Source organism: Streptomyces sp. AC555_RSS877, assembly GCF_019049245.1.
Taxonomy (GTDB): Bacteria; Actinomycetota; Actinomycetes; order Streptomycetales; family Streptomycetaceae; genus Streptomyces.
The window spans coordinates 69,885-81,029 of record NZ_JAGMUK010000088.1 but is presented as its reverse complement, the minus strand read 5'-3'; the positions used below and the strand labels follow the sequence as shown (position 1 = coordinate 81,029).

Below are 11,145 nucleotides of genomic sequence, written 5' to 3'. Positions count from 1 at the left end.
AACGGCCGAGCAGGCGCAGGGGAGTTGGAGGCGAACCCCGACCGGATGCGGGACCGAGGGAGCACACGCGCCGACCACCGTTCGCCGACGGCACGAGCGGCGTCACTACAGCACACCAGGCTCAGCACGGGCAGCACCGGTGAGGCCGTGACCCGGGCCGCGGCGGCCGCCGGGGCGACGAGGAGGGTGAGGATCAGTTCGAGACATGGCTCAGCCACCGCCGCAGGCAGGGGCTCCCGCCGCTGCGACGCGGTGGAGTGCGTGATGGTGCCAGGTGGTTGGCAGGGCGGGTGGGCATTCGACGCGGTGGCGGCCGAGTTGCCCCGCGACGGTCACCAGGTCGAGGCGGTGACCCTGGCGGGGCCGGAGTCGGACTGGTCCGGTCGACGTGACCGGCCGCCGAATCTCGACACCCACATCGACCAGTTGGCCGGGATCATCGGCTGCGGCGGTGAAGGTCCCCTCGCGCTGTGCGGGCACAGTTACGGAGGGATGGTGATCGCTGGTGTCACGGGCGGGCTTGTTGACCGCCCGTGACACCAGCGATCAGCTCGTCTTCATCGATGTTTACGTCCCAAAGGACGGTGATTCGTACTGTTCGCTGACCAGTGACCAGTGACCGGTTCCGGTACCTGTTCATGGCCGGTGCCCGCGGCGACGGCCGCTGGGTGGCGGTCCCCTCGCGGGCCGACCCGCGCGCGACCACACCCGCTGGCGAGCTTCCTGCAGTCGCTCAGGCTGCTGAGCGGCCCCGAACGCGCGGTCGACCGCATGTTCATCAGCGGTGGCCCGTGGCCAGGCAGCCTGTTCGTAGCCGTGACCGAACGGCTGCGCCACACCTCGGGCCGGCGGGTGCGGGAGAATCCCGCCGGCCACAACATCGCCCGCCGTGATCCGGGCGGTCTCGCAGCGGTCCTCGGGGCGCTGCCGCCGGCTGGCGGGAGCGCGTGATGCTGATGCGCGGCCCTGACCGGGAGCCGGCGCGTGGCACGCCGCGGCCGGGGCCCGCGGGTCATTCGCGGGCCGCCGCCGTGTTGCTCATGTCCGCGTAGCGGGCGCCGGCCACCTGCGCCGCCAGCGGTTCGAGCGCGGCGAGTTCGGCCGCGGACAGGGCGAGCGCCGCCGCGGCGGCGTTCTCCCGCAGACGGGCGGACCTGCGGGAGCCGGGTATGGGCAGGACGGTGAGGCTGTGGACGTGGGATTGTCGGTGCAGCCAGGCCAGCGCGATCTGTGCGGGGGTTGCGGCGTGGTCCGCGGCGATCGCGCGGACGGTCTCGAGGAGCGCGTAGTTGGTGTGAGCGTGCTCGCCGGTGAACCGGGGCATCGTCAACCGGGCGTCGTCGGCGTTCAGTTCGCTGCTGTCGGGGAGCGCGCCGGTGAGCAGGCCACGGCCGAGGGGCGAGTACGCGACGAACGCCACGCCGAGTTCCGCGGCCGCGGGGACCGCCGATGTCTCGACGTCGCGGCTGAAGAGCGACCACTCGGACTGCAGCGCGGTGATCGGGTGGACGGCGTGAGCCGCGCGCAGTTCGGGGCCGGTCACCTCGCAGAGCCCCAAGTGGTGGACCTTGCCCTCCTGGACGAGCTCCGCCATCGCGCCGACCGTCTCCTCCAGGGGGACCGAGGGGTCGCGGCGGTGCGCGTAGTACAGGTCGATCGTGTCGATACCGAGGCGCTTCAGGCTCGCGTCGACGCACTGGCGAACGTAGGCGCGGTCGCCGCGGACACGGTTCCAGGTCCGCTGGCCCGGCTGGCGCACGATGCCGAACTTCGTGGCAAGGAAGACCCGTTCGCGGTGGGCGCGGACGAAGGGGCCGAGGAGCACCTCGTTCTCGCCGTGTCCGTACAGGTCGGCGGTGTCGAACATGGTGACACCCGCGTCGAGGGCGGCCCGCAGTGTTTCCTGCGCCTGGGCCGGTGCGCTGGGTCCGTAGAACTCGCTGAAGCCCATGCAGCCCAGGCCCTGGGCGCCTACTGACGGGCCGCTGGTGCCGAGGGGAACGGCCGGGAGGGTGAGGGCAGACATGGGCAGGCTCTCCTTGTGCGGCGGTGGGTGGCCGGGAGGGCGCGAATGTCAGGTGTGGCGGGGGAGGACGACGTCGATGATCTCCTGTACACGGTCCGTGAGATCCTCACGATTGTGCTGGACCCAGGAGATGTGCTGGGTGCCGAAGAACGCGGCGGCGAGGACCCGGGCCATGGAGGCGATGTCGGTGGTGGGCCGCAAAGTGCCCTCGTCCAGGGCCCGTGCCAGTAGCTCGGTGATGAGCTGGGTGAACTCGCTGAACGGCGTCGGCATGTCGGCGTTGACCAGGTTCCGCTCGATCTGCAGCCGGGCGCCGGCCTGCATCACCGGGTTGTCCCGCAGGGCGATCGCGGTCTGCAGGAGCAGTTCGGCGACCGCGTCGAGCGGCGGGAGCTGCCTGGCCGTGACCGATTCGCCAATGGCGGGCAGCTGTGTGTAGAACTCCTCGGTGACCGCGACGGCCACCGCCTCCTTGTTCATGAAATGAAAGTAGACGGCCCCTTTGGTCACCTCGGCGAGGTCGGCGATGTCCTGGAGCGTGACGGCGGGAAATCCTTTGTCGGCGAAGGCCGTGGCGGCGGCGTCGAGGAGCTGCCTCCGGGTGCGGCTGGCCCGTTCCTGCTTGAGTTCCCGCGGGGCGGCCTTGGCTCGGGCGGGTGTCCGGAGATGCTTGCTCATGATTCCTCTTCCGTACGCTTCGGCGGTGCCTGGCGCGCATGCCCCGCACGACCTGGTTCCCTTGCAAGATACCTCTGCGAAGGTATATTTTCACATCGCGCCATCACGGTATTCTCTAACCCAATGGGGAGAGACCATGGACCAGTTGTACGAACTGTCGACCAGGGTCCCAGGCGAACCGGGCACGGCAGTAGTGGATGCCTCTCTGAAGTTCCTTCAACCAGTCTCCCGCCAACTGGTCCACCGGGCCGCGGTCGCGGAGGTCTTCATCACGGACGCCTTGCAAGTGAGCAAGGACAGGTTCCTCGTGGGAGCCCAATGGCCTCGGGACCACGCGCTGTACTACCCCGACGCTCAGGGCGTGTCCGACCCGCTGCTGCTGACCGAAACGGTGCGCCAGGCTTTGGTCTACCTGGCGCACGAGTACTGCGGGATCCCGCTGGGACACCGCTTCGTGGGCAGCGACACCCACTTCGAGATCACGGACCACGACGCGCTCGTGGTGGGAGACACCCCGTTGCACGTCACGCTGGACGTCCAGTGGTCGTGGGTGGCGAACAGACCGCCCCGGCGCTTCGGTATGCAGGTGGACGCAGTAGTGTCCGTGGCCGGCCGTGAGTGCGCCCGGGCCGGGCTGAGCGTCTCCGCCGTCGACGAGGGGCTGTACCGGCGGCTGCGCTGGCGGGGGGCGGAGGGGCAGGGTTGTGACGAGGCCGCCCGCGTCAGTCACTCCGCCGCAACTCGCCTGGCGGCGGCCGAGGTCGGCCGCCTGCGGGCCAAGGACAGCGTGCTGGGCCGCACGGAGGCGGGGGAGTGGCGGCTGCTGGTCGATCTTCACCATGCCGTGCTCTTTGATCACCCGGGAGACCACATACCGCTGATGGTCACCCTGGAAGGCGCCCGTCAGCTGGGCCACTGCCTGCTTCATCGCCGCCACGACGCTCCCGCGGGCGCGGTGCTGCGCGCCGTCCGGATGGACTGCCCGGCCTTCGCCGACCTCGACGAACCGGTGCGGTTGTGCGCCGAGTTGCAGCCGCCGGTGATCGCGTCGGACGTCACGAGGCTGTGCATCACGGCCGTACAGGGGGAGGGCAGCGTCGCCACGGTCACCATGGAGTGGCTGCATCGAGGACTGTCCGCCGCGTCCGAGGAGGTCGCTTTCTCCCGTGGCGTGGTCGGCTCCGGCGCCGCGGTGTAGCGGTGAGCACAGATCGACGGGCCTCCCTCGATCGCGGCCGTGGTCTGCGATGTACCGGGGAGCCAAAGGCCTACCCCACCCGGTGAGTTGGGCGGACCACGCCGGCCGGCTGACGGCCGCACTCGAGGCGCCATCGGTCAGTGGACCGGACTTCACGGGCGCGAGTGCCTCCCGTGTCGGGGTGTGTGCCGACGCGGACGTGCGCGGGGAGCGTTCCTGCTCTCGCGGCATCCGCACCTCCAAGTAAGAAACCGTTGAGAAAGTATTTTTACACGTCCCCGTCCGGCTCGACAAGGAGCTGAATGATGCTCGATCATGCTGAGCCGCAAGAAAAGCAGCGATCCGGCCTTTCCCATCCGGAACGAACAGGCGGAAGGCTCGCCGAGGACGCCGTACTGCGGGCCGCCCAGGCGGCAGGACGGGCCGCCTCGGCGGCGGACCGGGACAGGCGGCTGGCTCCCGCGGTCGTGACCGCGCTCGAAGAGGCAGGTCTCGCACGTCACTTCGTGCCCCGCCGATGGGGCGGCCGGGAAGGCGGCTTCGCCGACCTGATCACCGCCACGACGCTGATCGCCGGACAGTGCCCCTCGGCCGCATGGTGCGGCATGCTCTGGGCCGCGCACGGGCGGTACGCCTCCAGGCTGCCAGAAGAAGGACAGCGGGAGCTGTGGGGGAGGGGCCCCGACACCCTGATCGCCGCGGCCCTCGCCCCGCCCGCCGGAACGGCCCGCCCGTTACCGGGCGGCTGGCTGCTGGACGGCCGGTGGGACTGTGTCAGCGGCGTGGACTTCTCCCACTGGGTCCTGCTCGCGACCCCGGTCGACGACACCGCGGTCGCGGCCGGGGCCGCCCCCGCCGGTCCGGCGCGGGCCGCGGCCTGGGTCCTGGCGGTGCCGCGCTCCGAGGTGACCGTGCTCGACACCTGGCGCAGCACTGGGCTGCGCGGCACCGGCAGCAACTCCGTCGACGTACGCGGGGTGTTCGTCCCCGACCGGCGCGCCTGCCCGCTGGGCGACGTGCTCGCCGCCGTGGTCGAGCCCGGCGCCTCACCGGCACGCCAGGCGCCCGCGCATCTGGCCGGCGGCCCGATGTTCTGCGCGCCGGCGCTCGGCGCGGCCCGGCTCGCTCTGCGGTTCTGGACACGCTGGGCGACGACCCCGCCCGCCGGGCGCCCGGCGGCCCTGGGTGACACGGCCGTCCAGCGGGTGCTGGCGCGCTCCGCCGCCGAGATCGACGCCGTGGCCCTGCTGCTGGACCGGGCCGGAGCCAGCGCCGACGCCGAGCCCACCGCGCCGCGCGTCGAGGCGGTCAACCGGCGCGACGCCGCGGTGGCGGCCGAGTTGCTGGTGGAGGCCGTCGAACGGCTGTTCAGGACGGGCGGTGTCCACGCCCGGGACGACACCAGCGAGGTCCAGCGGGCCTGGCGGGACACGCACACGGTGGCGGCGCACGGCGCCCTGCGGCTGGACGCCTCGGCCGGCGCGTACGCCGCCTGGGGCGAGGGCGAGTGGTCGGCGCCGATGCCGAGGGGGCCGCGGTGAGCCGGTCGGCCCGCCTGGTGTTCAGCGACGTCGACGAGACGCTCATCGCAGTGAAGTCGATGTTCGACTTCCTCGCGTACTACTTCTGCGGCACCCGCGGAACGCGAGGTGCCCGCCTCGCGGCGGACGTCCGCCGGGACCTGTCCCGTCGGACGTCCGCCGGCGCTCCCCGGGAAGCCATGAACCGCCTGTACTACCGCACCTGGGCGGGCGAGCCCGCCGCCCGCGTCGCGGAGCTGGCCGAGGCCTGGTATGCCGAGCGGTCGAGGGCTCCCGGTTTCTACCTGGCCGCCACACGCCGGGCGCTGGAACTGCACCGCGACGCAGGGGACGCAGTGATCCTGGTGTCCGGATCGTTCCCTGCGGTCCTCGCGCCCATCGCCGCCGAAGTGGGTGCGACGCGCCTGCTGTGCTCGGTTCCCGGGACTCATGATGGAGTGCTGACCGGCCAACTCGTCGGCGATCCCTGTATCGGAGAGGCGAAGCGCGCAGCGGTCCGTGACACGCTGCGGCGCTGCCCGAACGTGGACCCGGCGCGGTGTTACGCGTATGGGGACCACCTGTCCGATCTGCCCATGCTGGCGGAGGTGGGGCACCCCGTCATCGTGGGCGGCTCGGCGGAACTGACGGCGCGGTTGCCGCGGGCGCGGGTGCTGGACCCCCACACCGCGCTCGACGTCCGTGCCCTGCTCTCACCTGGACCGGTGGCCGGCGCCGCCTCTCGCCGGGACGGCGCTTGACCGGCCGTACAGATGGTCGTGCGTCCTCGGCGGGGTCCGCCCGTCTCCACCGGAGCCGAGCGGCCGGACGAGGACGGACCGGCGCTTCAGTGCTCGTGCAGGCCGGCGGAGGCCCGTCCGTCCTTCGGTGGCCCGGACACGGCCGCCCACAGGTCGTCGAACCGCCGCGCGGCGTCGGCGTCGTCACGCGGCACGGGATGAGGAACCCCGAAGAAGACCGATAGCAACAGGCGGGCCACGGCCTCAGGGGGGTATCCGCCGGTGCTCCCGTCACCGGCCTGTGCCTCCGTGACGGCACAGGTCAGCGGCAGGCAGATCCGCTGGACCAGCCCGGGGTCGTGCCGGTCCAGGTGAGGGCTCTCCACGGCGAGCCGCAACGCGGACCGGGCCCGCGTGTCCTGGCGGAGGTGCCGGGCGAGATCGAGCACGGTCTCCCGCAACGTGCGTACCGCCGCCGCGTCCGGCTCGCCGGTCCGTGCCGCCCGCGAGCTCAGCTCGTCCCCGGCCTCCTCGATCAACGCCGCCGCCAGCTCCTCCTTCGAGGAGAAATGCCCGTACAGCGCGCCCTTGGTCATGCCGGTGCGCTGGATCACGTCGAGCAGCGTCGTGCCCATGTAGCCGTGCGCGGCGAACTCCTCCGCCGCAGCGTTGAGCACCTGCTCGCGGGTGCGGACCGCACGCTCCTGAGTCACACGGATCCTCCACTCCAGAGACAAGACCTTCACGAAGGTATGTTCTTGTTGGATAAACGCGCCTCAATACGCACCGCATCGGCCGAAACCCGTCGCCCGGGCCGACCGGGCTCGGGCGGCGCGTGTACGACCGGTGCACTAGATCAGGCCCAGGTGCCGCAGGTCCGCCACGTACTTCTCGATCAGTGGCCGGGACAGGTGCGGGATGTCCCGCTCGGCGCCGATGCCGACGGTGCGCACCGCTGCGCGGAACCGTTCGGTGGGCAGCGCCGACGTCGTGCGAGGGACGAGCGGCTCGCGCCATGCGGCTATCAGCGGCAGCAGGGAGTACGGGCGCTGCGCCTGTGGCAGCGTATGCAGCGCGGCCTCGAACTGCTCGCACCACTGCCGGTGGCCGCTGACCCGACGGACGCTGATTCCGCTGTCGGCCAGCCAGTCGACCACGGTGTCCAGCGAGATTCCGTCGTCGTGCGGATTGACCACGTTGAACGTCCGGTACCCGTCGGTGCCAGAGCCCAGGGCGGCCACCGCGGCGGCGACGAAGTCCCCCGGCAGCCCGTCGTAGTGCGCCCGCGGGCGCGGGCCGCCCTCTGCGCCGCCGTAGAACGAATCGGGGGCGATCCCGGTGGCGATCAGGCTCAGCAGCAGGCGGGTGAAGGTGTCGGGGACATTGAGCTGCCCGGCGTACCGGGCGTGCGCCAGGATCATGCCGGAGCGGAACACCGTCACCGGCAGCCCGCACAGGTCGTGGGCCTCGCGCAGCAGCACCTCGCCTGCCCACTTGCTCGTGGCGTAGCCGCCCGCGTGCCTGTCGTCGATCGCACGTTCCGGGCTGTCCTCCCTGATGTCGGTGTCCTCGTCCGCCGTGGCCGCGCCGTGTGCGGCCACGGACACGGTGGACACGAACACGACCGGCTTCAGCCGGGTGGTCAGGGCGGCGCGGACGACCTCGGCGGTGCCGACCACGTTGGGCTCGAACAACTGCCGGTACGGCAGCACGTGGTTGACCAGTGCCGCCGGGTGCACGATGAGGTCCACCGTCGCGGTCAGGTGCTGCCAGTCCTGCTCGCCAAGGCCCAGACGCGCCGCGCCGATGTCGCCGGCCAGCACACGCAGCGAGCCGTTGGCCGTCAGTTCGGCGAAGCGGCTCTTGAGGGCGGTGTCCCCGCTGTCCAGGGACTTCTCCAGGCGCTGCCGGGCGGCGCTGTCGTCGGTGGCGCGCACCAGGCAGACCAGTGTGCCGCCGACCGGGGCCAGCTGCTGAAGCCACTCCAGGCACAGCAGGCGGCCCAGGTAGCCGTTGGCCCCGGTGAGCAGCACCGTGCGCGGCTCGCCGACCGGTCGGGGGAGTGCCGTGCTCGCGGTGAGGGTCGCGGCGTCGATGAACTTGTCCAGAGTGAGCTCCTCGGCCCGCACCGAGAGGGCGTGCTCGCCGTGGACCACGGCGAAGGTGGCCCGCTGGGCCGCGGCGGCACCGCGCAGCCGCTCCACGTGGGCGGTGATCTCGCCGAGGGTGTTGGCCGGCCCCAGGACGGTTCCGACCGAGACCTCGATGCCGAAGATCTCCCGCAGCAGGTTCGCGAACGACAGTGCCGACAGCGAGTCTCCGCCCAGATCGGTGAAGCGCTGCTCCGGGTCCGGCTCGATGTCGAGCCCCGGCAGCAGCGCCTGCGCGGCGCGGGCGACCGTCTCGGCCACCGGGCGGTCGTGGTCCTGCCACACCGCGCGCAGCTCCGCGGCCTGACCCGCGGCGAGTTCGGCGTAGCGCTGTTCGAGCCGTTCGCCGTACCGCTCCTTCAGCCGTGGGCGCAGCTGTTTGGTCGAGTCGGTCAGCAGACCGTTGTCCTGGCTGAACGGCACGGTCTCGACGATCAGGTCGCGCGGGACCTCGTACGGAGCCAGTCCGGCCTGCGTGGCGACGCTCTGCAGCGACCTGCTGATCGCCGCCTTCAGTGCCGCTTCGTCACCGGCCTGCGCAATCGCCTCGGGGGTGGGCACCACCACGGCGAGCAGGTAGGCACGGGAGCTGTTGCCGTACACGAAGATCTGCCGCACCACCGGGCTGGCGACGAGCGCCGCCTCCACCTTGGACAGTGCGACGAACTCACCCTGGGAGAGCTTGAGTACGTTACTGCGGCGGTCGACGTAGACCAGTTCGCCGGGCGCGGTCTCGGCCATGATGTCGCCGGTGCGGTAGTAGCCGTCCTGGTCGAACACCTCGGCGGTGTCCTTGGCGCGCCGGTAGTAGCCGGGGGTGATGAGCGCGGTCTTCACCAGCAGCTCGCCGCGCGGGTAGGGAGAGTCGGCGGCGGAGTAGCCCAGTTCGGGGACGTCCACGAGCTTGTAGTCCACTACCGGAGGGCTCTGCACGCGGTGGTCCAGCATGACCAGACCGGTCTCGGTCGTGCCGTAGCTGTCCAGGAGTGGGACGTCGAGGGCGTCGCGGAGGAACTCGGCCAGCTCCGGGGCGAGCGGGGCGGACCCGCAGGGGGCATGGATGACACGCCCTCCCAGTACGTGGTCCCGCAGATGCGCGATCACCTCGGCGTGGTCGGCGTCGCGCAGCCGGCCGCGCACCACTCGCTGGTTCACCTGGGCGTGGTAGCTCTCGAAGAGCAGCTCGCAGACCCGCGGCACCATGGCGATCTCGGTCGGCCGGATCAGCGCCAGGTCGTCCAGGAGGGTGGACAGGTCGCTGTTGGCCACGAAGTGCGCGGTGCCGCCGGTCGCCAGCGTCTTGATCACCAGCCTCCTGGCGACCAGGTGGCTCTGCGGCAGGAAGTTGGCCGTGATCAACGGGTACTGGTTGTCGGGTCCCGCGGGCGGGCGCCACATGAGGGACACCGTCGACTCCGGGAACATCACGCCCTTGGGCGTGCCGGTGCTGCCGGAGGTGTACACCAATGCCGACAGCGCGCCGTCGGCACTGCTGTCCGGCGGCAGTTCGGGCACCGGCGGCAGCGAGTCCGCGCGGCCGACGACGTCGGACAGCAACTCCAGCGACATCGGTGCACCCGTCGTGGCCAGCAGCCGGCCGGCGGCCGCCAGCGCCTCTCGGTGCTCGGCGAGCTCGGGGCGGTGGTCGAAGACGAGGATCCGGTGCACGCAGGTCTGCCCGGCCAGCGCTTCGAGCACGGTCGCCAGGCGGTCGGCGCTGGTGGCGAAGACACGCGGGGCGGCCTCCGCCACCAGGTGGTGGATGTGGTCGACCGAGGCGTTGGTGTGCAGGGGCACGGCGATCGCCCCGACCTGGCCGCACGCCAGATCGACTGTGGTGTAGTCGGTGCCGGCGAAACCCAGGATCGCGACGAAGTCGCCTTCGCGCAGCGGGTGTTGCGGGTGGTGGTACCAGTCGGCGGCGACCGCGCTCAGCCGCTTCCACAGCTCGCCGTACGAGATGGTGTCGAACCGGGGCAGCAGCCGCGCGGTGACGCGGCCGTCCACGCTGGCGTACTGCCTGGCCCGCTCGCCGAGTGCGGGCCGGTCGGCGTACGCCGCGAGGGTGCGCCTGACGATCTCGGACAGGCGCGGCCCGCGTCCGGCGGTTTCCTCGAACATGCCGGCCACCGGCATGCTGTCGGCGAGCTCCGGCTCGGCCCGGAACAGTTCGGCAATGCGCTGCTTCCGGCATTTCCCTGTGGAAGCGCGCACAGTGGTGCCTGGTGAGTCATTACCCATGACCACGCCTTTCTGTCACCGCGGATTCTTTCCGGCACATGAGCCCGGCTGAAAGCCGAAGAAGACCACCACGCGCCGGGCCGGCGCATGGGAGCAGACGGCTCCGGTGGCCAAGGCGCGGTCAGCTTAGCGTGCGGAAAGAAATGGACGCCAGGCTGTCGGGTGGCGGGGGAGAAGCGGGGAATTGTGCTCGTGGCACCGTTCGGAATTCCTCCTGCGCGGATGGGTGCGCGGTTCCCACGGAAATCACCGCGCACCGCGTGCGGCTCCGTATCCGGTGCCGTGCGGTCGCCTCGCCGCACTGTGGGCCGCGCGGGCTGCGCTACGTCCGGCGGCCGCCGCGCGGTCCACCCCCCGAGACTGTGCGGCGGCCTCCGTCTGTCCGCTTGCCGGTACGGCCCCCTGTCGCCGGCGGCGGGTTCTCCTTGCTGCCCTGGTCGGGGCGCCCCAGCACCGGCTCCCGCGGTCGACCGGTGTGCAACCGGGGAAATCTCCGGTTGCACACCGGGCCGGGTGCCGCGGCCGCTGTAAAGAATACCTTGGAGAAGGTATTCTTTTGGTGGGCCGTCGGAGTGCGCACAGGCTCCGCAGC

Annotated in this window: 9 protein-coding genes; 5 read left to right on the top strand and 4 right to left on the bottom strand. The window is 71.4% G+C overall.

The features are described from left to right. The first annotated feature begins 264 nt into the window (after nucleotides 1-264). Nucleotides 265-537, top strand: coding sequence for an alpha/beta fold hydrolase (locus tag KUM49_RS34685; protein ID WP_217240936.1), 273 nt, complete (start codon nucleotides 265-267; stop codon nucleotides 535-537). Nucleotides 538-816: 279 nt separating this feature from the next. Continuing rightward, nucleotides 817-951, top strand: a complete 135-nt coding sequence (locus KUM49_RS49980; protein ID WP_302185529.1) for a hypothetical protein — start codon at nucleotides 817-819, stop codon at nucleotides 949-951. A gap of 61 nt (nucleotides 952-1,012) precedes the next feature. On the opposite strand, the gene KUM49_RS34680 is transcribed toward KUM49_RS49980, so the two are convergent. Together KUM49_RS34680 and KUM49_RS34675 are read right to left on the bottom strand one after the other, a co-directional pair. Continuing rightward, entirely contained in the window at nucleotides 1,013-2,026 is a 1,014-nt protein-coding gene (locus tag KUM49_RS34680; protein ID WP_217240935.1) for an aldo/keto reductase, read from the bottom strand. 48 nt (nucleotides 2,027-2,074) lie between these two features. Then, nucleotides 2,075-2,704: a ScbR family autoregulator-binding transcription factor gene (locus KUM49_RS34675; RefSeq protein WP_217240934.1), complete on the bottom strand. Its 630-nt coding sequence runs from the start codon at nucleotides 2,702-2,704 to the stop codon at nucleotides 2,075-2,077. Between the two features lie 136 nt (nucleotides 2,705-2,840). On the opposite strand from KUM49_RS34675, the gene KUM49_RS34670 reads away from it, so the two are divergent. The 3 genes from KUM49_RS34670 to KUM49_RS34660 all read left to right on the top strand — a co-directional run bounded on the left by KUM49_RS34670 (nucleotide 2,841) and on the right by KUM49_RS34660 (nucleotide 6,183). Further along, nucleotides 2,841-3,902: a ScbA/BarX family gamma-butyrolactone biosynthesis protein gene (locus tag KUM49_RS34670; protein WP_217240933.1), complete on the top strand. Its 1,062-nt coding sequence runs from the start codon at nucleotides 2,841-2,843 to the stop codon at nucleotides 3,900-3,902. Between the two features lie 305 nt (nucleotides 3,903-4,207). Further along, on the top strand, nucleotides 4,208-5,443 hold the full coding sequence (locus tag KUM49_RS34665; RefSeq protein WP_217240932.1) for an acyl-CoA dehydrogenase family protein: 1,236 nt from the start codon (nucleotides 4,208-4,210) through the stop codon (nucleotides 5,441-5,443). Next, nucleotides 5,440-6,183: an HAD family phosphatase gene (locus KUM49_RS34660; RefSeq protein WP_217240931.1), complete on the top strand. Its 744-nt coding sequence runs from the start codon at nucleotides 5,440-5,442 to the stop codon at nucleotides 6,181-6,183. The genes KUM49_RS34665 and KUM49_RS34660 overlap by 4 nt, the downstream gene beginning before the upstream one ends. A gap of 86 nt (nucleotides 6,184-6,269) precedes the next feature. Here KUM49_RS34660 and KUM49_RS34655 read toward each other — a convergent pair whose 3' ends face one another. After that, nucleotides 6,270-6,875, bottom strand: a complete 606-nt coding sequence (locus tag KUM49_RS34655; protein WP_217240930.1) for a TetR/AcrR family transcriptional regulator — start codon at nucleotides 6,873-6,875, stop codon at nucleotides 6,270-6,272. 138 nt (nucleotides 6,876-7,013) lie between these two features. Then, a complete protein-coding gene (gene car / locus KUM49_RS34650) occupies nucleotides 7,014-10,526 on the bottom strand; it encodes a carboxylic acid reductase (RefSeq protein WP_308406899.1) in 3,513 nt (1,170 codons plus the stop codon). Nucleotides 10,527-11,145 lie beyond the last annotated feature (619 nt).

Bases quoted from the DNA above. Each gene is read 5' to 3' on its own strand.
- KUM49_RS34680 (WP_217240935.1), bottom strand. From the start codon at position 2,026: ATGTCTGCCCTCACCCTCCCGGCCGTTCCCCTCGGCACCAGCGGCCCG.
- KUM49_RS34675 (WP_217240934.1), bottom strand. From the start codon at position 2,704: ATGAGCAAGCATCTCCGGACACCCGCCCGAGCCAAGGCCGCCCCGCGG.
- KUM49_RS34665 (WP_217240932.1), top strand. From the start codon at position 4,208: ATGCTCGATCATGCTGAGCCGCAAGAAAAGCAGCGATCCGGCCTTTCC.
- KUM49_RS34670 (WP_217240933.1), top strand. From the start codon at position 2,841: ATGGACCAGTTGTACGAACTGTCGACCAGGGTCCCAGGCGAACCGGGC.
- KUM49_RS34685 (WP_217240936.1), top strand. From the start codon at position 265: ATGGTGCCAGGTGGTTGGCAGGGCGGGTGGGCATTCGACGCGGTGGCG.